The organism is Streptomyces sp. NPDC090088 (genome assembly GCF_044747345.1).
Taxonomy (GTDB): domain Bacteria; phylum Actinomycetota; class Actinomycetes; order Streptomycetales; family Streptomycetaceae; genus Streptomyces.
This window is the reverse complement of record NZ_JBIVDZ010000001.1, coordinates 1522741-1546510: the sequence shown is the minus strand read 5'-3', so window position 1 is coordinate 1546510 and position 23770 is coordinate 1522741. Positions and strand designations below refer to the sequence as shown.

At 70.3% G+C, this 23770-nt stretch carries 19 protein-coding genes; 6 read left to right on the top strand and 13 right to left on the bottom strand.

Features of this window, described 5'->3' with window-relative positions; translation table 11 throughout:
* Positions 1-111 precede the first annotated feature (111 nt).
* On the bottom strand, positions 112-3651 hold the full coding sequence (dnaE, locus tag ACIPSJ_RS06810) for a DNA polymerase III subunit alpha (protein ID WP_359209677.1): 3540 nt from the start codon (positions 3649-3651) through the stop codon (positions 112-114).
* Between the two features lie 182 nt (positions 3652-3833).
* Between dnaE and ACIPSJ_RS06805 the strand changes: the two genes are divergently transcribed.
* The 4 genes from ACIPSJ_RS06805 to ACIPSJ_RS06790 all read left to right on the top strand — a co-directional run bounded on the left by ACIPSJ_RS06805 (position 3834) and on the right by ACIPSJ_RS06790 (position 8636).
* The gene (locus ACIPSJ_RS06805) at positions 3834-5183 is read left to right on the top strand and encodes a DUF2252 domain-containing protein (RefSeq protein WP_401344110.1); all 1350 of its coding nucleotides are present in this window, start codon (positions 3834-3836) and stop codon (positions 5181-5183) included.
* Between the two features lie 67 nt (positions 5184-5250).
* Positions 5251-5937, top strand: coding sequence for a hypothetical protein (locus ACIPSJ_RS06800; protein ID WP_359209672.1), 687 nt, complete (start codon positions 5251-5253; stop codon positions 5935-5937).
* Between the two features lie 83 nt (positions 5938-6020).
* Positions 6021-6863 (top strand): thioredoxin domain-containing protein, encoded by an 843-nt coding sequence (locus ACIPSJ_RS06795; protein WP_359209669.1) that lies wholly within the window; start codon positions 6021-6023, stop codon positions 6861-6863.
* A 102-nt stretch (positions 6864-6965) separates the two neighbouring features.
* Entirely contained in the window at positions 6966-8636 is a 1671-nt protein-coding gene (locus tag ACIPSJ_RS06790) for an alkaline phosphatase D family protein (RefSeq protein ID WP_401344107.1), read from the top strand.
* Positions 8637-8652: 16 nt separating this feature from the next.
* Here the strand turns inward: ACIPSJ_RS06790 and ACIPSJ_RS06785 are convergent, their stop codons facing one another.
* The gene (locus tag ACIPSJ_RS06785; protein ID WP_401344106.1) at positions 8653-9222 is read right to left on the bottom strand and encodes a dienelactone hydrolase family protein; all 570 of its coding nucleotides are present in this window, start codon (positions 9220-9222) and stop codon (positions 8653-8655) included.
* Between the two features lie 101 nt (positions 9223-9323).
* Between ACIPSJ_RS06785 and ACIPSJ_RS06780 the strand changes: the two genes are divergently transcribed.
* Positions 9324-10436: a mechanosensitive ion channel family protein gene (locus tag ACIPSJ_RS06780; protein WP_401344598.1), complete on the top strand. Its 1113-nt coding sequence runs from the start codon at positions 9324-9326 to the stop codon at positions 10434-10436.
* A gap of 9 nt (positions 10437-10445) precedes the next feature.
* Here the strand turns inward: ACIPSJ_RS06780 and ACIPSJ_RS06775 are convergent, their stop codons facing one another.
* From ACIPSJ_RS06775 to ACIPSJ_RS06750, 6 genes are all read right to left on the bottom strand, one after another.
* A complete protein-coding gene (locus tag ACIPSJ_RS06775; RefSeq protein WP_401344104.1) occupies positions 10446-11186 on the bottom strand; it encodes an SDR family NAD(P)-dependent oxidoreductase in 741 nt (246 codons plus the stop codon).
* A gap of 171 nt (positions 11187-11357) precedes the next feature.
* Entirely contained in the window at positions 11358-12944 is a 1587-nt protein-coding gene (locus ACIPSJ_RS06770) for a Na+/H+ antiporter (RefSeq protein WP_359209659.1), read from the bottom strand.
* Positions 12945-13000: 56 nt separating this feature from the next.
* Positions 13001-13471: a GNAT family N-acetyltransferase gene (locus ACIPSJ_RS06765; protein ID WP_359209656.1), complete on the bottom strand. Its 471-nt coding sequence runs from the start codon at positions 13469-13471 to the stop codon at positions 13001-13003.
* On the bottom strand, positions 13468-14412 hold the full coding sequence (locus tag ACIPSJ_RS06760; RefSeq protein WP_355707935.1) for an RluA family pseudouridine synthase: 945 nt from the start codon (positions 14410-14412) through the stop codon (positions 13468-13470). The genes ACIPSJ_RS06765 and ACIPSJ_RS06760 overlap by 4 nt, the downstream gene beginning before the upstream one ends.
* A gap of 55 nt (positions 14413-14467) precedes the next feature.
* A complete protein-coding gene (gene lspA, locus ACIPSJ_RS06755; RefSeq protein WP_355707933.1) occupies positions 14468-15076 on the bottom strand; it encodes a signal peptidase II in 609 nt (202 codons plus the stop codon).
* A gap of 67 nt (positions 15077-15143) precedes the next feature.
* Complete coding sequence (locus tag ACIPSJ_RS06750; RefSeq protein ID WP_401344101.1) at positions 15144-15908, bottom strand: TraR/DksA family transcriptional regulator; 765 nt, start codon at positions 15906-15908, stop codon at positions 15144-15146.
* Between the two features lie 593 nt (positions 15909-16501).
* Between ACIPSJ_RS06750 and ileS the strand changes: the two genes are divergently transcribed.
* Complete coding sequence (gene ileS, locus ACIPSJ_RS06745) at positions 16502-19639, top strand: isoleucine--tRNA ligase (RefSeq protein ID WP_401344099.1); 3138 nt, start codon at positions 16502-16504, stop codon at positions 19637-19639.
* Positions 19640-19855: 216 nt separating this feature from the next.
* Here ileS and ACIPSJ_RS06740 read toward each other — a convergent pair whose 3' ends face one another.
* From ACIPSJ_RS06740 to pgeF, 5 genes are all read right to left on the bottom strand, one after another.
* Complete coding sequence (locus tag ACIPSJ_RS06740) at positions 19856-21151, bottom strand: DivIVA domain-containing protein (protein WP_401344097.1); 1296 nt, start codon at positions 21149-21151, stop codon at positions 19856-19858.
* Positions 21152-21207: 56 nt separating this feature from the next.
* Entirely contained in the window at positions 21208-21492 is a 285-nt protein-coding gene (locus ACIPSJ_RS06735) for a YggT family protein (RefSeq protein ID WP_355707926.1), read from the bottom strand.
* 50 nt (positions 21493-21542) lie between these two features.
* Positions 21543-22184, bottom strand: coding sequence for a cell division protein SepF (locus ACIPSJ_RS06730; protein WP_355707924.1), 642 nt, complete (start codon positions 22182-22184; stop codon positions 21543-21545).
* 126 nt (positions 22185-22310) lie between these two features.
* Positions 22311-23030 (bottom strand): YggS family pyridoxal phosphate-dependent enzyme, encoded by a 720-nt coding sequence (locus ACIPSJ_RS06725; protein WP_401344094.1) that lies wholly within the window; start codon positions 23028-23030, stop codon positions 22311-22313.
* A 6-nt stretch (positions 23031-23036) separates the two neighbouring features.
* A complete protein-coding gene (pgeF, locus tag ACIPSJ_RS06720) occupies positions 23037-23765 on the bottom strand; it encodes a peptidoglycan editing factor PgeF (protein ID WP_401344092.1) in 729 nt (242 codons plus the stop codon).
* Between the last annotated feature and the right edge of the window lie 5 nt (positions 23766-23770).

The following is a 23770-nucleotide window of genomic DNA, read 5'->3' as shown; positions in this document are numbered from 1 at the left end:
GACCACCGGGTCCCACAGGGCTGTTGAAGCCCAGGCACACAGAAGGGGCGCACCCGATGCGGGTGCGCCCCTTCCGCGCGCTCAGGGGCCGGCCGGGCCCCGGCACCGGCCCTATCCGGCCAGGCAGGACGGGCCGAGCAGGACCTTCAGGTCGCCGAACAGGGCCGGGTCCGGCTTCACCCGGTGCCGGTCCAGGCGCAGCACGGTCGTCTTGGTCGGCCCCTGGAGCTTGATCCGGACCTCGCTGTCGCCCTTGTGGTGGCTGAGGATCTCGCCGAGGCGGCTGACCATCGGCGGGGTGACCCGGGTGGCGGGGATGGTGAGGATCACGGGCGCGTTGGTCCCGGCGTTGGACAGGTCCGGGATCGCCAGCTCCATGGCGACCAGCCGGGGCACATCCTCGCGCTTGTCCAGGCGGCCCTTGACGAACACCACCGCGTCCTCGACGAGTTGGGTCGAGATCAGCTGGTAGGTCGCCGGGAAGAACATGCACTCGATGGAGCCCGCGAGGTCCTCCACGGTGGCGATCGCCCAGGCGTTGCCCTGCTTGGTCATCTTGCGCTGAAGGCCGGAGATGATGCCGCCGATGGTGACCACCGCGCCGTCGGCGTGCTCGCCGCCGGTGAGCTGGGCGATGCCGGCGTCGGCCTTGTCGGAGAGCACGTGCTCCAGGCCGAAGAGCGGGTGGTCGGAGACGTACAGACCGAGCATCTCCCGCTCCTGGGCGAGCAGATAGGTCTTCTCCCACTCGTCGGTGGTGAACTCGACGTCCAGTCCGAAGCCGGGCTCGCTGTTGTCCTCCTCGCCCATCCCGCCGAAGAGGTCGAACTGCCCCTCGGCCTCCTTGCGCTTGACCGCGACCACGTTGTCGATCATCGGTTCGTACTGCGCGGTGAGGCCCTTGCGGGTGTGCCCCATGGTGTCGAAGGCGCCGGCCTTGATCAGCGATTCCGTGGTGCGCTTGTTGCAGGCGACCGCCTCGACCTTGTCGAGGTAGTCGGGGAAGGACGCGTACTTGCCCTTGGCCTTGCGGCTCCTGATGATCGACTCGACCACGTTGGTACCGACGTTGCGGACGGCCTCCAGGCCGAACAGGATCACGTCGTCGCCCTGGGCCGCGAAGTTGTGCACCGACTCGTTGACGTTCGGCGGGAGCACCTTGATGCCCATGCGGCGGCACTCGTTGAGGTAGACGGCCGACTTGTCCTTGTCGTCCTTGACCGAGGTGAGCAGTCCGGCCATGTACTCGGCGGGGTGGTTCGCCTTCAGGTAGGCGGTCCAGTACGAGACCAGGCCGTACGCGGCGGAGTGCGCCTTGTTGAAGGCGTAGCCGGCGAAGGGGACCAGCACGTCCCACAGGGCCTGGATGGCCTCGTCGCTGTAGCCGTTCTTCTGGGCGCCGGCCTGGAAGATGGTGAAGTTCTTGGCCAGTTCGTCGGGCTTCTTCTTGCCCATCACGCGGCGCAGGATGTCGGCCTCGCCGAGCGAGTACCCGGCGATGATCTGGGCGGCCTTCTGGACCTGCTCCTGGTAGACGATCAGGCCGTAGGTGACGGCCAGGACCTCTTCCAGGGGCTCCTCCAGCTCCTTGTGGATCGGGGTGATCTCCTGGAGCTTGTTCTTGCGCAGCGCGTAGTTGGTGTGCGAGTCCATGCCCATCGGGCCGGGACGGTAGAGCGCGGAGACGGCGGAGATGTCTTCGAAGTTGTCGGGCTTCATCAGGCGCAGCAGGGAGCGCATGGGTCCGCCGTCGAACTGGAAGACGCCCAGGGTGTCGCCGCGCTGGAGGAGTTCGAAGGTCTTCGGGTCGTCGAGCGGCAGGGCCAGCAGGTCGAGGTCGATGCCCTTGTTGGACTTCACCATCTTGACGGCGTCGTCCATGATCGTCAGGTTGCGCAGGCCGAGGAAGTCCATCTTCAGCAGGCCGAGCGACTCGCACTGCGGGTAGTCCCACTGCGTGATGGTCACGCCGTCGGTGTGCCGCACCCAGATCGGGGCGTGGTCGACGATGGGCTCGCTGGACATGATCACGCCGGCCGCGTGCACACCCATCTGCCGGACCAGGCCCTCGACGCCCTTCGCGGTGTCGATGACCTTCTTGACGTCCGGCTCGTTCTCGTACATCCCGCGGATCTCGCCGGCCTCGTTGTACCGGGGGTGCGAGGGGTTGGTGATGCCGTCGAGGTCGATGCCCTTGCCGAGGACGTCGGCGGGCATGGCCTTGGTGAGGCGGTCGCCCATCGCGTACGGGTAGCCCAGCACGCGCGCGGAGTCCTTGATCGCGTTCTTGGCCTTGATCTTGCCGTAGGTGCCGATCATGGCGACCTTGTCGGCGCCGTACTTCTCGGTCACGTACCTGATCACCTCGACGCGCCGACGCTCGTCGAAGTCGATGTCGACATCGGGCATGGAGACGCGCTCGGGGTTGAGGAACCGCTCGAAGATCAGGCCGTGCGGGATCGGGTCGAGGTCGGTGATGCCCATGGCGTAGGCGACGATCGAGCCGGCCGCGGAGCCTCGGCCGGGGCCGACCGCGATGCCGTTGTTCTTGGCCCACATGATGAAGTCGGCGACCACGAGGAAGTAGCCCGGGAACCCCATCTGGATGATGACGTCCAGCTCGTACTCGACCTGCTTCTGGCGGTCGTCCGGGATGCCGCCGGGGAAGCGGCGCTCCATGCCCCGGCGGACCTCCTCCTTGAACCAGGTGACCTCGGTGAAGCCGTCGGGGATGTCGAACTTCGGCATGAGGTTCTTGGCCTCGAACATGCCGGTGGTGTCGACCATCTCGGCGACCAGGAGCGTGTTGGCGCAGCCCTCCTGCCAGGCGTCCGAGGAGTCGACGGCGTACATCTCGTCCGTGGACTTCAGGTAGTAGCCGGTGCCGTCGAACTTGAAGCGGTCCGGGTCGGAGAGGTTCTTGCCGGTCTGGATGCACAGCAGGGCGTCGTGGGCGGTCGCCTCGTGCGCGTACGTGTAGTGCGAGTCGTTCGTCACCAGCGGCGGGATGCCGAGCTTCTTGCCGATCTCCAGGAGGCCGTCGCGGACCCGGTGCTCGATCTCGATCCCGTGGTCCATCAGCTCCAGGAAGTAGCGGTCCTTGCCGAAGATGTCCTGGTAGTCGGCGGCGGCCTTCAGGGCCTCGTCGTACTGGCCGAGGCGCAGCCGGGTCTGGAGCTCGCCGGAGGGGCAGCCGGTGGAGGCCACGATCCCCTCGGACCACTGGGAGATCGTCTCCTTGTCCATCCGGGGCCACTTCTGCAGCCAGCCCTCGGCGTAGGCGTCCGAGGAGAGCCGGAAGAGGTTGTGCAGGCCGGTGCTGTTCACGGCCCACATCGTCTTGTGGGTGTAACCGCCGGAACCGGAGACGTCGTCCCGCTTCTGGTGCGGCTGGCCCCACTGGATCTTGCGCTTGTTGCGCCGGGACTCGGGGGCGACGTACGCCTCGATCCCGATGATCGGGGTGACCCCGGCCTTCTTCGCCGTATGGAAGAAGTCGTACGCCCCGTGCAGGTTGCCGTGGTCGGACATGGCGATGTGTGTCATGCCCATCTCGTTGCAGGCGTTGAACATGTCCTTGAGCCGCGCGGCACCGTCCAGCAGCGAGTACTGGGTGTGGACGTGCAGGTGCGTGAAGGGCGGCTTTGACACGGTTTCGGCCTCCAAAGGAAACAGGCGTCGACGATCTTCCGACCGGCTGCGGACAGTCTGGGGGGACAGCGCCGAAGTCTATGCCCCGGGACTGACACGGTCCGGGCACTCCCACGTACCTTCGTGCGTTGAGTACGACGGAAACGCTGTCGTACACGTCATGCACCAGGAGGCACCCAGCGATGTCGGTCCACCGGCTCAACGACGAGCAGCGCGGCGAGGAGATCCTCGCCGTCTTCGACACCGCCTTCGGCGAGCTGCTGGCCGCCGACCCCGCCGCGTTCCGCGTGAAGTTCCGGAAGATGGCGGCCTCGGCCTTCGCCTTCTACCGGGGCACGGCGGCGCTGTTCTGCCATGACATAGACGCGGAGAACGCCGGGCGGGCGGGAGGGAGGACGAACAGCGGGCCGTTCCTTGACGAGCGCACCTCGCGCGTGTGGATCCACGGCGATCTGCACGCGGAGAACTTCGGCACGTACATGGACTCCAACGGCCGCCTGGTCTTCAACGTCAACGACTTCGACGAGGCCTACGTCGGCCCCTTCACCTGGGACCTGAAGCGCTTCGCCGCCTCCATCGCGCTGATCGGGTACGCGAAGGCGCTCAGTGACGAGCAGATCACCGAGCTGGTCGAGGTGTACGCGGGCGCCTACCGGGAGCGGATCCACGCGCTGGCGACCGGAGCCAAGAGCGACGAGGTGCCGCCGTTCACCCTGGACACCGCCGAGGGCCCGCTGCTCGGCGCGCTGCGCGCGGCCCGCTCGCTGACCCGCTTCGAGCTGCTGGACTCGATGACGGAGATCCGCGACTTCGAGCGCCGCTTCGCCTCCGGCGGCGGCTCCATCGAGCTGGACGCCGCCACCCGCTACAAGGTCCTGGCGGCCTTCGACGGCTACCTGGAGACCCTCCCGGAGTCGTCCCTCTCCCGCCCGGACTCCTACCGCGTGAAGGACGTCGTCGGGCGCCGGGGCATCGGCATCGGCTCGGCCGGGCTGCCGTCGTACAACATTCTCCTGGAGGGCTCCACGGACGCCCTGGAGAACGACGTCGTGATCTACATCAAGCAGGCCCAGACCCCGGCGGTCTCCCGGCACATCACGGATCCGGCGATCCGGGGCTACTTCCAGCACGAGGGCCACCGCACGGTGATCTCGCAGCGCGCGCTGCAGGCCCACGCCGACCCGTGGCTGGGCTGGACCGAGCTGGACGGCGCGGGGCAGCTGGTCGCCGAGGTCTCGCCGTACGCGGTGGACCTGGACTGGGGCGACATAGACGACCCGGAGGAGATCGCGGCGGTCGTCGCGGACCTCGGCCGGGCCACGGCGTCCATGCACTCGGCGGCCGACGACCAGTCCGGCGAGTCCCTGGTGCCGTTCTCCACCGAGCGGGCCATCGACGCGGCGATCGCCGCCGACGAGGACGGCTTCGCGCCGCTGCTGACCGACTTCGCGCACAGCTACGGCGCACGCGCGCGTGCCGACCACCAGATCTTCGTGGACCTCTTCCGCAACGGCCGCATTCCAGGGCTGTAACCTTCGCGGATTCACAGGGCCCTTTTAGGGGTCTCCTACATGGGTACGTGACAGACTCTCCACCGCTATGGACATATCCGGGACCCAGCTCAGAGCCGTGCGCGCGGCGCTGTTCACGGCCTTCGTCGTGACGCTCAGCACCGCGTCGCACGTGCTGCTGTCCCGGGCCCCGCTGCCGTTCACCACGGTGGCCGCGGTCGCCGCCGGCGTGTTCGCCACGGCGTACGCGCTGGCGGGCCGCGAGCGCGGCTTCGGCCGGATCGCGGCCCTGCTGATCCCGCTGGAGCTGGCCGCCGACACGGTCTTCACCACCGGCCAGCACGCCTGCTACGGCCGGGCGGGCGGCCCCATCGCGGGCCCGTTGCGCGCGGTCGGCTTCGACGTGCTCTGCCACGGCGGCGCCGTCGGTACCCCGCTGGCGCGGATGGCCGACGGCTCCCGCGCCTCCGCGGTCCTCGCGCACGCCGACCCGGGCGCCGCCTGGCTGCTGCTCGCCGCGCACATCGGCGTGGGCCTGCTCGCCGCCGCCTGGCTGCGCCGCGGCGAGCGCGCCCTGACCCAGCTGCTGCGCGCGATCGCCGCCACCACCTTCCGCCCGCTGCTCCTCGCGGTCGCCGCGGGCGCGGTCCGGCCGGTTCCGGTACGACGGCTGCCCCGCCCGGCGCCGCGGGCGGCCGCCGCCCGCGACCTGGTCCTCGTGCACTCCCTGGGACGGCGTGGACCGCCGTGCTCCCCGGCGCTCGCCCACGGCTGAGCGCCCCTCCCGCCCGAGTACGACGAGTCCCCCACACGTATCCCGCGTACGACATGTGCGCGTCCCCTATGGAGATCACCAACATGAGCAAGCGGAACAGCGCGGCGGCCAAGACCGCGGCCCGGGAGCGGCTGCGCGTCGAGCGCGAGAAGCAGGCCAAGCGCGCCAAGGTCAAGCGGCAGGTCGTCGTGGCCGCCTCGGTCGTGGCCGTGCTGGCCGCGGCGGGCGGCATAGGCTACGCCGTCGTCCAGGCGAACAAGCCCAGCCACTGGGAGGCCGTGAAGGACGAGAAGGTCGTCGCCCCGGCCAACACCACCGGCACCAACGGCACCACGGTCGTCATCGGCAAGTCCACCGCCAAGAAGACCCTCAAGGTCTACGAGGACCCGCGCTGCCCGATCTGCGCCCAGTTCGAGCAGACCGTCGGTACGACCGTGAAGAAGGACATCGACGACGGCAAGTTCAAGATCCAGTACATCGGCGGCACCTTCCTCGACGGCGACTCGCTCGGCAAGGGCCAGATCGGCTCGCGCGGCGAGGGCTCCAAGAGCGCCATGGCCGCCATGGGCGCCGCGCTGAACGTCAGCGACGAGGCCTTCCTGGAGTACAAGACCGCGCTGTACTCGAAGAAGTGGCACCCGGACGAGTCCACCGACAAGTTCAAGAACGACAGCTACCTCATCGAGGTCGCCGACACCGTCCCGGCGCTGAAGAACAACAAGTCCTTCCAGGCCGACGTGAAGTCCGGCAAGTACGACGCCTGGGCGCTGGCCATGTCGAAGACCTTCGACACCAACAAGGACGGCGTGACGGGCACCCCGAGCTTCGTCATGAACGGCAAGATGCTGACGGCCGACTCCAACGGCAACCCGCCGATGACGGTCGAGTCCTTCACCTCCCTGGTGGACGCGGCCCTCAAGGCCTGACCGGCCAGGAGCGGAGCGGAATCCCCAGCTCCGGGTGAAGAGCAGGCGAACTTTCACCGGTTCGCCTGCTCTTGGTCATACCGGTCAGTAACCTGAGCGCCCGTGACCAGTCGAAACAGATCAACACAGTCTTCCGAGGGTGCCAACTCCCTCTCCCCCCGCCGCCGTACGGTCGTCAAGGCCGCGGCGGCGACCGCTGTCCTGGCCGCGCCGCTGGCCGCCGCGCTGCCGGCCCGGGCCGCCTCGGACGCCCCCGCGTTCCTGCACGGCGTCGCCTCCGGCGACCCGCTGCCCGACGGCATCCTGCTGTGGACCCGGGTGACGCCGACCGCCGACGCCGTCCCCGGCTCCGGTCTCGGCCCGGACACCCAGGTCAGCTGGGTGGTCGCCACCGACAAGGCGCTGACGAACGTCGTCTCGCAGGGCTCCGTCACCGCGACCGCCGACTCCGACCACACCGTCAAGGCGGACATCCGCGGTCTGGCCCCGGCCACCGACTACTGGTTCCGCTTCTCGGCGGGCGGCACGGACTCCCCGGTGGCCCGCACCCGCACCGCCCCGGCGAACGACGCCGCCGTCTCCGGCCTGCGCTTCGGCGTGGTCTCCTGCGCCAACTGGGAGGCCGGCTACTTCGCCTCCTACCGCCACCTGGCCGCCCGTAACGACCTGGACGCCTGGCTGCACCTCGGCGACTACATCTACGAGTACAGCACCGGCGAGTACGGCACCCGCGACACCGTCGTCCGCCAGCACGCGCCCACCCACGAGATCATCACCCTCGCCGACTACCGCACCCGGCACGGCAAGTACAAGACCGACACCGACCTGCAGGCCCTGCACGCCAAGGCCCCGGTCGTCGCGATCTGGGACGACCACGAGTTCGCCAACGACTCCTGGTCCGGCGGCGCCGAGAACCACACCGAGGGCGCCGAAGGCACCTGGACGGCCCGTCAGGCCGCCGCCAAGCAGGCCTACTTCGAGTGGATGCCGGTCCGCCCCGCCATCGCCGGCACCACCTACCGCCGGCTGCGCTTCGGCAAGCTCGCCGACCTCTCCCTGCTCGACCTGCGCTCCTTCCGCTCGCAGCAGGTCTCCACCGGCAGCGGCTCGGTCGACGACCCGGACCGCACCATCACCGGCCGCGCCCAGCTCGACTGGCTCAAGGCCGGGCTGAAGGCCTCCGACACCACCTGGCGGCTGGTCGGCAACTCGGTGATGATCTCGCCGTTCGCCATCGGCTCGCTCTCCGCCGACCTGCTCAAGCCGCTCGCCAAGCTGCTCGGCCTGCCCCAGGACGGCCTCGCCCTCAACACCGACCAGTGGGACGGCTACACCGACGACCGCCGCGAGCTGCTGGCCCACCTGCGCTCCAACGCGATCGGCAACACGGTGTTCCTGACCGGCGACATCCACATGGCCTGGGCCAACGACGTGCCGGTCGACGCCGGGACCTACCCGCTCTCCGCCTCGGCCGCCACGGAGTTCGTGGTCACCTCGGTGACCTCCGACAACCTGGACGACATCCTCAAGGTCTCCCCGGGCGTCGTCTCCACCGTCGCCGCGCCGATCATCCAGCTGGCCAACCGGCACGTCCACTGGGTCGACACCGACCGGCACGGCTACGGCATCCTGGACATCACCGCCGCGCGGGCACAGATGGACTACTACGTCCTCTCCGACAAGACGAAGGCCGACGCCACCTCGTCCTGGGAGCGGTCGTACCGCACCCGCAGCGGCACCCAGAAGGTCGAGCGCACCTACGACCCGGTGTAACCCCCGTCCACCCCGGCTACAGCGAGTCGAGGAAGCCGAGCGCCACCCGCCAGGTGGCCTCGGCGGCCTCCTCGTCGTAGTCCGGCAGGCCGGGGTCGGTGTAGAGATGCCCGGCACCCGCGTACCGGTAGATCTCCACCTCGGCGCCGGCCCGGCCCATCTGCAGATACCAGGCGCTCAGCCAGTCGTCCGTCTCGAAGGCGTCCGGCTCGGCCACGTGCAGCTGCACCGGAAGGTCGTCCACCGCGGCGTTCGGCGCGATGTCCGACGTGCCGTGCAGAAGCAGCAGGCCCCGCGCCCGCTCGTCGCCCAGCGCCAGCGTCTGCGCGATCGAGGCGCCCAGCGAGAACCCCGCGTACACCAGCCCGCGCTCCGAGTACGGCGCCGCCGCCAGCACGGCCCGCTTCAGCAGCTCGTCCTTGCCGATCGACTCGTTGAACTCCATGCCCTCCTCGACCGTGTCGAACGTGCGCCCCTCGAAGAGGTCCGGCGTCCACACCTCGTGCCCCGCGGCACGCAGCCGGTCCGCGGCCTCGCGCACCGCGGGCCTGAGCCCATAGGTCGAATGAAAGAGCATGATGTTCATGCCCCCATGGTGCCAGCCGCCTGAGACGGCACCGTGACGGCCTTCTCACCGATCAGCATGTTCAGGACCCCGCGGATCCGGTTACGTTCGACCTCATGGAGATGGAGAACGTACTCCGCCCGCTGATCGTGGTCGGCGGCGCCGTCGTCCTCACCCTGCTGATCGGCTGGGCGACCGACCTGCTGCTGCGCAAGGCCGACACACGGCACACCGAGACCCCGCTGTGGGGCCTGCTGCGCCGCGCCCGCGTCCCCTACCAGCTGGTGCTCTGCGCGGCCCTGCTCAGAGGCTCCTACGACCAGGCCGCGCTGCTCCTGGAGCACCGGGTCGCCGTCGGCCAGCTGCTGACCCTGGTGCTGATCGGGTCCGCCGCCTGGCTGGTGGTGCGGATCGCGGCGGCCGTCGTCGAGTCCTCGTTCAGCCGCTACGCCCGCGGCCACACCGACGCGGCCCGGGTCCGCCGGGTGCGCACCCAGGTGTCGCTGATCATGCGGGTGGTGGCGGCGGTCGTCGGCGTGATGGCCGTGGCGGCGATGCTGCTGACGTTCCCGGCGATGCGCGCGGCCGGCGCCTCACTGCTGGCCTCCGCCGGTGTCCTCGGCATCGTCGCCGGTGTGGCCGCCCAGTCCACCCTGGCGAACATGTTCGCGGGTCTGCAGATCGCCTTCGGCGACATGGTGCGCCTCGGCGACACCGTCGTGGTCGACGGCGAATGGGGCACGGTCGAGGAGATCACCCTGACCTTTCTGACGGTACGGACCTGGGACGAGCGCCGGATCACCATGCCGGTGTCGTACTTCACCTCCAAACCCTTCGAGAACTGGTCGCGGGGCACAGCGCAGATGACCGGGATCGTCTTCTGGCATCTCGACCACTCGGCGCCGATCGAGGCGATGCGCGAGCGGCTCCGGGACATCCTGCGCGAGTGCGCCGCCTGGGACGGCCGGGACTACAGCCTCGTGGTCACCGACGCCACGCCGAACACCATCCAGGTGCGGGCGCTGGTGACGGCCAAGGACTCGGACGACGTCTGGAAGGTGCGGGTCGCCGTCCGGGAGCAGATGATCACCTGGCTGGCCGCCGAGCACCCGTACGCCCTGCCCCGGGTCAACACGGCCGACGCGGTCCTGCCGCCCGGCGGGATCATCCCCTCCCAGGACGGCACGGCGGCCGGCCGCCGCCTCCACGAGCCGCCCCGCACCGGCCGCGCCTGAGCCCTCGCTTCAGTGGCCGCGTTCGGCACCCCCGTTGACCTGGACGATCTGCGAGGTGATGTGCCCGGCCACCGGGGAGGCCAGCCAGTGCAGGGTGGCGGCGACGTCACCGGGTGTCCCGGCCCGCCCGGTCGACGTCTCGGCGACGAGCCGATCCCGCCGCCCCTCCTCGACCGGGCCGCCGAAGAACTCCGTGTCCTCGATGTACCCCGGCGCGACCACGTTCACGGTGACCCCGCGCGGCCCCAGCTGCCGGGCCAGATCGTGGGCGTACGGGTGCAGGGCCGCCTTCGCGGCGGCGTAGGACCCGGTCCCCGAGCCCCGGAAGGCGGCGATGGAGCCGATGAACAGCACCCGCCCTCCCGGATCGGCCAGCCGGTCCTTGAGCGCCTCCGTGAGCAGGACGGCGGTCAGCGTGTTCTGCCGGAAGTTCCCGCTCCAGACGCGGGCGACGGCGTCCAGCGGATCACCGGCCTCGGCGCCGTCCGCGAACGCCGCGTTCGCCCCGGCACTGTGGATCAGCACGTCCACGGTCCCGAACTCCTCCGCGACGAACCGTGCGACGTCCCGCACATCGGCCGGCTCGGCCAGATCGGCGGCACGCACCACCGCCCCCGGCACCCCGGCCCTCTCCAGCACCTCTCTGCGCCGCCCGAGCAGCAGCACCCGGTCCCCGTCCGCCGCGAACACCCGCGCCGCGGCCAGTCCGATCCCTGTTCCCCCACCACTGATCACAATGTTCCGAGCCATGATCCGAGACTACGAGCGCACCGCCGACCCTGCCTTCGGATATCCACAGCCGCCATACGTTTGTATGACCGCCGTTGCACAGCGCCCCGTAAGGGGCGCGGGGAACTGCGCGACCAGCCACGACGAGGCCGCGGACGAACGACGGCACATCACGGCACTTCCAGCGGAGCGCTAGCGCAGACTACGGACGTCCAGATGCCGCAGCACCCGGTCCACGATCTCCGGATCCGCCCCCGGCTCGCTCCGCGCCGCCAGCACCTCGTGCCGCGCCGCGCTCAGCATCTCCTGCTGGATCCGCCGCACCCGCTTCAGCCGCCGCACCCGCTTCTCGTGTCCCTCGCGCCGCTCGTCCTCCGCCACGTCGGGACTGATCCGGAAACCGATCTCGAAGGCCCGCCGCAGCATCTGCTCGGTCACGTCCTCCGGCAACTCCTCGACCTGCTCGATCTCCTTCAGCCGCCGCCGGGCCGCCTTCGCCGCCCGCACCGCCAGCTCCTTCTCGACCTCCTTCTCCCGGTCGGTGTCGGCCCGTACCCCCAGCCGTTTCACCAGCCACGGCAGGGTCAGTCCCTGGAGCACCAGCGTCGCCATGATCACGCCGAACGCGATGAAGACGATCTCGTCCCGGTCCGGAAAGGGCGAGCCGTCGTCGGTCTTCAGGGGGATCGCCAGCGCCAGCGCCACCGACGCCACCCCGCGCATCCCGGACCACCACATCACGATGGTCTCCCGCCAGCTCGTCGGGATCTCCTCGTCGTAGTCCCGCCGGGCGTGCAGCCGCTTGGTCAGCCAGGTCGCCGGCAGCAGCCACACCAGCCGGACCACGACGACCACGCCCACGACCGCCGCCGCCCAGCCGAGCAGCTCGCCCCAGCGGCCGGACGCCGTACGCAGGGCGTTGTGCAGCTCCAGCCCGATCAGCCCGAACGCCACCCCGGTGACGAGGGTGTCGACGATGTCCCAGAAGGTGTACCCGGCGAGCCGGGTCATCACGTCGTCGGCGTCGGTGGCGTACTCGGCGATGAACAGCGCGGTGGTGAGCACCGCGAGCACCCCGGAGCCGTGCAGTTCCTCGGCGAGGACGTAGGACGCGTACGGGACGAGCAGGGTCAGGCCGATCTGGAGGGTGGCGTCGCCGAGCACGTCCATCAGCTTGTTGGCGCCCCAGCCGAGCGCCAGCCCCACGGCGAGGGCGACCACCGCGGAGAGCAGGAAGTCCAGCCCGGCCCGCCAGGGCGAGAAGCTGCCGCTGACCACGGCGGCGATCGCCACGTGGTACAGCACGATGGCAGTGACGTCGTTGAAGAGGCCCTCGCCCTCCAGGATCGACACCAGCCGGCGCGGCAGCCCGAGCTGCCCGGCGACGGCGGTCGCGGCGACCGGGTCGGGCGGGGCCACCAGCGCGCCCAGCGCGACCGCGGCGGCGATCGACAGCCCGGGCACGATCGCGTTGGCGACGAAGGCCACGCAGACCGTGGTGACGAACACCAGGGCCACCGCGAGCAGGAAGATCGGCCGGATGTTGGCCGCGAACTGCCGCCAGGAGGTCCGCCGTACGGCGGCGTAGAGCAGCGGCGGCAGCAGGCCGGGCAGGATCAGCTCGGGCGGGATGTTCACGTTGGGCACGAAGTCGGCCACCGCGAGGACGATCCCGAACAGGGTCATCAGCACGGGCGCCGGCAGTCCGAACCGGTCCCCCACCGGGACGCTCACCAGGGCCCCGAGCAGCAGCACGAACAACAGGGCCAACTGATCCACGGCCAGCGCTCCGGGTGTCGACGATCACACAGCGGGCCTCAAGCGTGCCATGCCGGCTACAGAACCCGGCGCATGCCCCGGTGCGGGATCCCCGCCTCCTCGTACTCCGCTCCGTACGGCTCGTATCCCAGCCGCTCGTAGAAGCCCAGCGCATGGGTCTGCGCGTGCAGGTCGACGGCGGCCAGCCCACGCGCGCGTGCGGCCTCCTCGATGGCCCGCACCAGGGCGACGCCGACGCCGAGGCCGCGGGCCTCCTGGGAGACCGCGAGCCGGCCCAGGGAGCCGAGGGAGAGGTCGCCGCCGGTCTTCTCCGCGGCCACCTCGCCGTACAGCAGCCGGCCGGTGCCGAGCGGTACGCCGTCCTCGCGGACCGCGAGGACGTGCACGGCGACGGGGTCGTACGCGTCGTACTCCAGGTCCTCGGGGACGCCCTGCTCGACGACGAAGACCTGCTTGCGGACCGCGAAGCACGCCTCCAGGTCGGCCGGGTCCCCGGCGACCCGCACCGCGTACGCGCGCGTGCTCATCCGTAGGTCTCCTCGCGGACCTGGTCCAGCGCCTTTTGCAGGTCGGCCGGGTACTCGCTGGCGAACTCGACCCACTCGCCGTCCGCGGGGTGCTCGAAGCCGAGGCGGACCGCGTGCAGCCACTGGCGGGTCAGGTGCAGCCGCTTGGCGAGCGTCGGGTCGGCGCCGTAGGTCAGGTCGCCGACGCAGGGGTGGCGGTGGGCGGCCATGTGGACGCGGATCTGGTGGGTGCGGCCGGTCTCCAGCTTCACGTCGAGCAGGGAGGCCGCGCGGAACGCCTCGATGAGGTCGTAGTGGGTCACCGAGGGCTTGCCGTCGGCGGTGACCGCCCACTTGTAGTCGTGCTGGGGGTGACGGCCGATGGGGGCGTCGATGGTGCCGCTGGTCGGGTCGGGGTGGCCCTGCACCAGCGTGTGGTAGCGCTTGTCGACCGTGCGCTCCTTGAACTGGCGCTTGAGCGAGGTGTACGCGCGCTCCGACTTGGCGACCGCCATCAGGCCGGAGGTGCCGACGTCGAGGCGGTGCACGATGCCCTGGCGCTCGGCGGCGCCGGAGGTGGAGATCCGGTAGCCGGCGGCGGCAAGACCGCCGATGACGGTCGGGCCGGTCCAGCCCGGGGAGGGGTGCGCGGCCACGCCGACCGGCTTGACGATCACGACCACGTCGTCGTCGTCGTGCACGATCTCCATGCCCTCGACGGGCTCCGCGACGATCTGCACGGGCGCGGGCGCCCCCGGCATCTCGACCTCCAGCCAGGCCCCGCCGCGCACCCGCTCGGACTTGCCCACCACCGAGCCGTCCACCTGGACCTTGCCCGCCGCGGCCAGCTCGGCCGCCTTGGTGCGGGAGAAGCCGAACATGCGGGAGATGGCGGCGTCGACGCGCTCGCCCTCCAGGCCGTCGGGCACGGGCAGGGTGCGGATCTCGGGAAGCGTACTCACCCGTCGAGTATGCCGGACACCTCGGACAGCCCCGTACGCGCGCCCTCGCGGCCCCTCAGTCCTTGTGGACGGTCCCGTCGGGGTCCAGGCCCCGGAAGGAGAGCAGCACGATCAGGATGCCGCCGCAGACGATCGCCGAGTCGGCCAGGTTGAACACCGCGAAACCCTTGGGCGCGATGAAGTCGACGACCTGGCCCTCGAAGATCCCCGGCGAGCGGAAGATCCGGTCGGTGAGGTTGCCGAGGGCGCCGCCGAGCAGCAGGCCGAGGGCGACCGCCCAGGGGAAGCTGTAGAGCTTGCGCGCCAGGCGGAAGATCACGACGATCACGGCCGCGGCGATCACCGTGAAGATGATCGTGAAGGCGCCGCCGAAGCCGAAGGCCGCGCCGGGGTTGCGGATCGCGTGGAACTCGAGCCAGTCGCCGATGACCTCGATCGGCGCGTGGTGCTCCAGCTTCGCGACCACGATCATCTTGCTGACCAGGTCGAGGGCGTACGCGAAGGCGGCCACCGCGAACAGCACGGCGATCCGGCGCCCGCGCCCGGGCCGCCGCTCGTCCGTGACCGGCCGCTGCTCCGCGGCGGACGCACCGGGCGTCGCCGTCTGCTCGCCGCCGTCGTCCGGGGTGCCCGGCGTACCGATGATGCGCTCCGCCTCTGCCACGTGAGTCCCTCAACCTAGGTGCCTGCCTCGGGACGAGACTACGGCACGCCCCAGGCGACACCGATGCTCAGTAGCGGCGTTCCTGTTTCTGCTTGCACTCCACGCACAGCGTCGCCCTCGGGAAGGCCTGCATCCGGGCCTTGCCGATGGGATTACCGCAGTTCTCGCAGAGGCCGTAGGTGCCCGCGTCCAGCTTCTCCAGGGCGCGCTCGGTCTGTTCCAGCATCTCGCGCGCGTTGGCGGCCAGCGCCAGTTCGTGCTCGCGCGTGATGTTCTTCGTGCCGGTGTCGGCCTGGTCGTCACCCGCGCCGTCCCCGGAGTCCCGCATCAGACCGACCAGGGCGCTGTCGGAGGCCTCCAGCTCGGCACGGAGCCGCATCGCCTCGGCCATCAGCTCGGTGCGCGCCTCCTCGACCTCCTCCGACGTCCACGGGTCCTCGCCCGGACGCACCGCGAGCTCGCCCGGAGCCGCCGTGGCGACCCGCGCCTTGGGGACGGCGGTCTCCGCCGCCGCAGTGGCCCTGCCAGGGGTCTTCTTCGCAACCACCGTCGTGGCTCCCGTCTGCTTCGCGGCCCGCGCCGCGCCCGCTTTCTTGGCCGTGCTCTTCTTGGCCGTGCTCTTCGCCGCCGCGGTCGCCTTCTTCACCGGCGTCTTCTTTGCGGCCGCTTTCTTGGCGGCACCCTTCTCACCTGGCGTTTTCTCGGGAGCATCCGCCGCTCTCGCGTGCGAGTCCTTCTTTCCGCCGACCCCCTGGGTGGCCCCGTCGGAGGCGGCCGCGCCCCTGGTCCGGCCGGACGCCGACTGCTGTACGGCGGTCTTCTTCGCCACCATGGCCGCGGCCCCTTCACATATTGTGATCTTGCACGCGAATCGTGCTGGGACGATAAATCGACTCCAGTCCCGCGGCAACGGGGCACGCCGCCCGATCCGCCTGCCCCGCACCCCCCACGCAGCAGGTATGCATGCGTTGTGCCCAGCTCCCCGCGCGGTAATCCGTCGAGCCGGACATCCCAGGATGCGAACACGCGTACCTCGCCATTCGGGTCATCTCGGCAGGTGGACGGCCCGGCGCCGCGGGGGCCGGGAAAACGGGTCGGCCGCTGTCCGTGCGGAGCCGTACACTGGGCGGAGCGAGAAGCGTGGATGGGGACGAGTAGCGGCGTACGCAGCCCAGAGCGACCCGGGGACGGTGGGAGCCCGGGGGCGAGCGCGACGCGAAGATCACCCCGGAGCCGCCGGAGGAACGCCCCGCGAGGGTCAGTAGAGCCGGCTTCGCGACCCCAATGAGGGGGCTCACCGGCGCGTACGGCGTCCGGGGGGCCAAGGAGGGTGGTACCGCGGGAGCGCGCCGCACACGGCGTACGCAAGACAGAGCTCTCGTCCCTCCGACGGAAGGCAGCAAGTCCGTTGGAGGAAGCTCGCAGATGACAGCGCCGACGTACCGCCAGGTGCCCGCACAGGTCGACCTGCCCGCCCTCGAGCACGCCGTGCTCGACTTCTGGCGCGACCAGAAGATCTTCGCCAAGACCCTGGAGCAGTCCGAGGGCCGCCCCGAGTGGGTGTTCTACGAGGGCCCGCCCACCGCCAACGGCATGCCCGGCGCCCACCACATCGAGGCGCGGGTCTTCAAGGACGTCTTCCCCCGCTTCCGCACCATGCGCGGCTACCACGTCGGCCGCAAGGCCGGCTGGGACTGCCACGGCCTGCCCGTGGAGCTCGCGGTCGAGAAGGAGCTGGGCTTCAGCGGCAAGCCGGAGATCGAGGCGTACGGCATCGCCGAGTTCAACGAGAAGTGCCGCGCGTCCGTCCTGCGGCACACCGACGCGTTCTCCGCGCTGACGACCCGCATGGGCTACTGGGTCGACCTGGACGACGCCTACGTCACCATGGACCCCGAGTACATCGAGTCGGTCTGGTGGTCGCTCAAGGAGATCTTCGGCAAGGGGCTGCTGGTCCAGGACCACCGCGTCGCCCCCTGGTGTCCGCGCTGCGGCACCGGCCTGTCCGACCACGAGCTGGCGCAGGGCTACGAGACGGTCGTCGACCCCTCCGTGTACGTCCGTTTCCCGCTCACCTCCGGTCCGCTCGCCGGCCAGGCCGCGCTCCTGGTGTGGACGACCACGCCGTGGACCCTGGTGTCCAACACGGCGGTCGCCGCGCACCCCGAGGTCACCTACGTCGTCGCCACCGACGGCCAGGAGCGGCTCGTCGTCGCCGAGCCGCTTCTCGCCAAGGCGCTCGGCGAGGGCTGGGAGAGCACGGGCCAGACCTTCACCGGCGCCGAAATGGAGCGCTGGACCTATCAACGTCCGTTCGAGCTGGTGGAGTTCCCGGAACCGGCTCATTACGTCGTGAACGCCGAATACGTCACGACCGAGGACGGTACGGGTCTGGTCCACCAGTCCCCCGCCTTCGGTGAGGACGACCTCAAGGTCTGCCGCGCCTACGGCCTGCCGGTGGTGAACCCGGTCCGCCCGGACGGCACCTTCGAGGAGGGCGTGCCGCTGGTCGGCGGCGTCTTCTTCAAGAAGGCCGACGAACGGCTCACCGAGGACCTGGCGCAGCGCGGCCTCCTCTTCAAGCACCTGCCGTACGAACACAGCTACCCGCACTGCTGGCGTTGCCACACCGCGCTGCTGTACTACGCGCAGCCGTCCTGGTACATCCGCACCACGGCGATCAAGGACCGCCTCCTCGCGGAGAACGAGAAGACGAACTGGTTCCCTGAGACGGTCAAGCACGGCCGCTACGGGGACTGGCTCGACAACAACATCGACTGGGCGCTGTCCCGCAACCGCTACTGGGGCACCCCGCTGCCGATCTGGCGCTGCGAGGACGACCACCTCACCGTGATCGGCTCCCGCGCGGAGCTCACCGAGCTGACCGGCACCGACCAGTCGGGCCTGGACCCGCACCGCCCGTTCATCGACGACGTCACCTTCGAGTGCCCCGAGTGCGCGAAGACGGCCACACGCGTGCCGGAGGTCATCGACGCCTGGTACGACTCGGGTTCGATGCCGTTCGCGCAGTGGGGCTACCCGCACAAGAACAAGGAGCTGTTCGAGAGCCGCTACCCGGCGCAGTTCATCTCCGAGGCCATCGACCAGACCCGCGGCTGGTTCTACACGCTGATGGCGGTCGGCACGCTGGTCTTCGACAAGTCCTCGTACGAGAACGTGGTCTGCCTCGGCCACATCCTCGCCGAGGACGGCCGCAAGATGTCCAAGCACCTGGGCAACACCCTGGAGCCGATCCCGCTGATGGACCGTCACGGGGCGGACGCGGTGCGGTGGTTCATGGCGGCCGGCGGCTCGCCTTGGGCGGCCCGCCGGGTGGGCCACGGCACCATCCAGGAGGTGGTCCGCAAGACCCTGCTGACGTACTGGAACACGGTCGCCTTCCAGGCGCTGTACGCCCGTACGTCGAACTGGGCGCCGTCCGCGGCGGACCCGGCCCCGGCCGACCGCCCGGTCCTGGACCGCTGGCTGCTCTCCGAACTGCACGCGCTCACCGACCAGGTGACGCAGTCCCTGGAGGCGTACGACACCCAGCGGGCCGGCAAGCTGCTGTCCGCGTTCGTCGACGACCTGTCCAACTGGTACGTCCGCCGCTCGCGCCGCCGTTTCTGGCAGGGCGACAAGGCCGCGCTGCGCACGCTGCACGAGGTCGTGGAGACCGTCACCCGGCTGATGGCCCCGCTGACCCCGTTCATCACCGAGCGGGTCTGGCAGGACCTGGTCGTGCCGGTGACCCCGGGCGCCCCGGAGTCGGTGCACCTGTCGTCCTGGCCGGAGGCGGACCTGTCCGCGATCGACCCGGAGCTGTCCAAGCAGATGGTCCTGGTACGACGGCTCGTGGAGCTCGGCCGCGCCACCCGCGCGGAGTCGGGTGTCAAGACCCGGCAGCCGCTGTCCCGGGCGCTGGTCGCGGCGGTCGGTTTCGACGCGCTCGACCGGGAGCTGCACGCGCAGATCACCGACGAGCTGAACGTCTCGTCGCTGGCGTCGCTGTCCGAGGTGGGCGGTTCGCTGGTGGACACCACGGCCAAGGCGAACTTCCGGGCGCTGGGCAAGCGGTTCGGCAAGCGGGTGCAGGACGTGGCGAAGGCGGTCGCCGCGGCGGACGCGGCCGCGCTGTCGCTGGCGCTGCGCGAGGGCACGGCGACGGTGGAGGTCGACGGCGAGACGGTGGCGCTGGCGCCGGACGAGGTGATCATCACGGAGACGCCTCGTGAGGGCTGGTCGGTGGCGTCCGACTCGGGTGCCACGGTCGCCCTCGACCTGGAGATCACCGAGGAGCTGCGGCAGGCGGGTCTCGCCCGGGACGCGATCCGGCTGATCCAGGAGGCGCGCAAGAACAGCGGGCTGGATGTGGCCGACCGGATCGCGCTCAGGTGGGTGTCGACGGACCCGGCGGTGATCGCGGCGCTGGCGGAGCACGCTTCGCTGATCGCCGACGAGGTGCTGGCGACCGACTTCTCCCAGGGCGAGGGGGATGACGCCTACGGGTCTCCCTTCGCCGACGAAGGGCTCTCGCTGACGTTCCGCCTGCGCAAGGCGTAAGCGCCGGCCTGTTCGAGAAGGGGCCCGGTCTCCATGGTGGAGATCGGGCCCCTTCTCGTAGGTGCGGGTCGCAGCGTCACCGTGCGCGGTTCCCCGCGCCCCCCAAAAAAGCGAAGCGGGGCGCAACCCGCGTAAACAGGGCGGGGCCCCGGATCGGAATCCGGGGCCCCGCCCTGTGGTGCTCTGCCGACGGCTACGCGCGCTACGCGCCCGCCGTCAGTTGTCGTCCTCGTCGATGAGGAAGCCGCGCATCGGGGACGGCGCCTGGCCCATCGGAGAGGGGCCCTGCGGGCGTACCGGCGCCATCGGCTGGGTCATCGCCGGCGTCATCTGCTGCTGGCCGCCGTAGGACGGGGCAGCGGGGGACGGGGCGCCCATCGACGGACCGCCCATGGACGGGTTGCCGCCGTAGGACGGGGCGCTCGCGCCGGCCGGGGCCATGGAGGGCGCCGGGGACGGCGGGAGGGAGGCCGCGGCCGGGGTGCGCGGCGGGGCCAGGGAGTCGTCGGCCTGGGTCTCCAGCTGACGCAGCTGGGACTCGAGGTACGACTTCAGACGCGTGCGGTACTCGCGCTCGAAGCCGCGCAGGTCCTCGACCTTGCGCTCCAGCGTGGCGCGCGCGGACTCCAGGGAGCCCATGGCGACGCGGTGCTTCTCCTGCGCGTCCCGCTCCAGCGCGTCCGCCTTGGCACGGGCGTCACGCTCCAGACCCTCGGCGCGGCTGCGGGCCTCGCCGACGATCTTGTTGGCCTCGGAGCGGGCCTCGGCGATCGCCTGGTCGGCGGTCTGCTGGGCCAGCGAGAGGACGCGGGCGGCGCTGTCGCCACCGGGACCCTGACCGGGGCCGCCCATCGGACCGCCCATGGGGCCGCCCATCTGCTGCTGCATGGGGGGCTGGCCGCCCATCGGACCCGGGCCCATGCCCTGGCCCATCGGGCCGGGACCCTGTCCCATGCCCTGACCCATGGGGCCCTGACCCATCGGGCCCTGACCCATCGGACCCTGGCCCATGGGGCCCTGACCCATCGGACCGGGACCCTGCGGACCGCCCTGGCCACTGGGACCGGCCGGCAGCTGCGGGGCGCCGCTCGGCAGCTGCGGGGGACCGCCCATGGGGCCACCCATCTGCTGCTGCGGCGGGCCCGATATGCCGGCGGGCACCGGAGCGCCGGGGCCTCGCATGCCCTGCTGCGGCATCCCCTGCGGAGGCATACCGCCCTGCTGCGGCATCCCCTGCGGAGGCATGCCACCCTGCTGTGGCATCCCCTGCTGGGGCATGCCACCCTGCTGGTCCTGCGGCTCCGGAGGCTTGCGCATGTTCTGCTGGTTCTGGGCAGCAGCGCGCGTGGCCGCGGCCAGCTTGGCGCGCAGGTCCTCGTTCTCGCGGAGCAGGCGCGTCAGTTCGGCTTCGACCTCATCGAGGAAGGCATCGACCTCGTCCTCGTCATAGCCTTCTCGGAGGCGGACGGTCGTGAACTGCTTGTTCCGCACGTCCTCGGGGGTCAACGGCATCTCTTCACCTCAACGTAGTCGTCGGCGTTCGGCAAGACGGTAGGTCACATCGCTCATCACAGCCGACCAACGATCGCGATCAGGATGTAGACGATGATCATCAGTACGAAGAAGGACAGGTCGAGCGCCACGCCCCCGAGACGCAGCGGCGGGATGAACCGCCGCAGAAGCTTGAGCGGTGGATCGGTGACAGTGTAGGTGGCCTCAAGTACGACCACCATCGCCTTGCCGGGTTGCCATGAGCGGGCGAACTGGAACACGTAGTCCATGACCAACCGGAACAGCAGCACGATGAGGAAGCACATCAGCGCGATGCGAATCACATCCAGGAACACGCTCATGATCCGTGCTTCCCTCTCCCCTGTTCCATGCCCTGTACCGGTGTTGTGTCTCAGCTCTGGTTGAAGAACCCGCCCTCTGCGATGCGGGCCTTGTCCTCCGCCGTGACATCGACGTTAGCAGGAGACAACAGGAACACCTTCTGCGTCACCCGCTCGATGCTGCCGTGAAGACCAAACACCAAACCGGCCGCAAAGTCGACAAGTCGCTTCGCGTCTGTGTCATCCATCTCAGTCAGATTCATGATCACCGGGGTGCCCTCGCGGAAGTGTTCCCCGATGGTACGGGCCTCGTTGTAGGTCCGCGGGTGGAGCGTGGTGATCCGGTAAGGCTCTCGTTCCGACACGACCTTGGGCATGATCACCGGTGCGTTCTTCTCCAGGCTTGCGCGTTCTTGTGTGATGGACGCCACGGGAGCGATGCGCGCCGGGCGGCCGGATTCCGCGGGTAGCGAAGCGGAATGCGACACCGGTTCGCGCGGTGGCGACGGTTGTACCACTCGCACCGAATCGTCCCTTTGGGACTGATGTGCGCCGTGAGACTGGTGTGACGGCTCGTGCCGTCGGTGGTCCCGCTCCGGCTCCGGGTCCAGTTCGGGCTCGAAGTCGTCGTCGGGGTCGAATCCGCGGCCGTCGTACCCATCGTCCTCCACGAGGCCGAGGTAGACCGCCATCTTGCGCATCGCGCCGGCCATGCTCTGAGTCCTCCGCTCTGTGGTGGATCCGTGACGACTGCCAAGTCCCGCGATCCACGTGGCCGTTGCGCCCGCCTTGGGCCGCATTGACCATATTTTCTGCTGTGGTCCGACTTCCTGGCGACGTTACCCGAGCCTGGGGCGGACTCCGAGTACCGCAGTGCCGACGCGTACATGTGTCGCCCCGGCCGCCACTGCCTCCTCGAGGTCCGCACTCATCCCTGCGGAGACCATGTTCGCAGCCGGATGGGCCCGGCGCAGGTCAGTCGACAAATCCATCAACCGATCGAACGCCGCACGTTGGCGCCCCGCGTACTCCCCGGTGAGCGGAGCGACGGTCATCAGTCCGTCGAGCCGCAGCCCCGGCGAGCCGGCGACGAGGTCGCCCAACTCTTCGATTCCGCCCGGCGCCACGCCACCGCGCTCGCCCCGTTCGCTCGCACCCGCGTCGAGCGCGACCTGGAGGAGGCACCCCACCTCGCGCCCGGCCCGCACCGCCTCCCTGGACAGTGCCTCGACGAGCCTGGAACGGTCGACGGACTGCACGAGGTCCGCGTAACCCACCACGGATCGCACCTTGTTGGTCTGCAATTGACCAACAAAATGCCAGCTGAGGGGCAGATCCACACATTCGGCGGCCTTCGGGGCCGCGTCCTGGTCCCGGTTCTCTGCGACCTGGCGCACACCGAGTCCGGACAGGATCCGCACATCGCTCGCCGGGTAGGTCTTGGTGACCACGATCAGGGTCACCTCTTCACGCTTGCGCCCGGCCGCCGCACAGGCGGCGGCGATGCGCTCCTCCACTTTCGCCAGGTTCGCGGCGAGTTCGGTCTTACGGTCCGTCATGCCCCATCAGTCCAGCCACACATAGCCCGCGAGCCGCCCGGTGGTGCGGTCGCGGCGGTACGAGAAGTGATCAGCCGACTCCCGCGTGCACACCGGCGACTGCACTCGGTCGTGCACCCCGGCGCGCGCCAGCTGTGCGTGCACTCCGGCGCTCACGTCGACCGCCGGTGTGCCCCAGCTGGTCTCGGCGTGCGCCGCCGGCTCGACGGCGGCCACCTCGGCGCGCATCGCCTCCGGCACCTCGTAGCACCGGCCGCAGACGGCGGGACCGGTGCGGGCGACGATCCGGGCCGGGTCGGCGCCGAGTTCCGTCATGGCGCGTACGGCGGCGGGAACGACTCCGGCGACCATGCCGGGCCGGCCCGCGTGGGCGGCGGCCACCACCCCGGCGACCGGGTCGGCGAGCAGGACCGGGGTGCAGTCGGCGGTGAGTACCGCGAGGGCGAGCCCCCGCCGCGCGGTGACGACCGCGTCCACCTCCGGCACCGGCCGCTCTCCCCAGGGAGCGTCCACGACGGCCACCTCGGCGGAGTGCACCTGGTTCATCCAGACCACGTCCGCCGGATCGAGGCCGAACGACTTGGCGGCGACGTCCCGATTGGTCCGTACCGCCTCGGGGTCGTCGCCGACCGCCCCGCCCAGATTGAGCTGCTCGTACGGAGCGGCGCTCACCCCGCCCCACCGGTCGGTGAAAGCGAAGTGCGCGCCGCTCACGGTCTCGCGCTGTCCTATCACGTCGT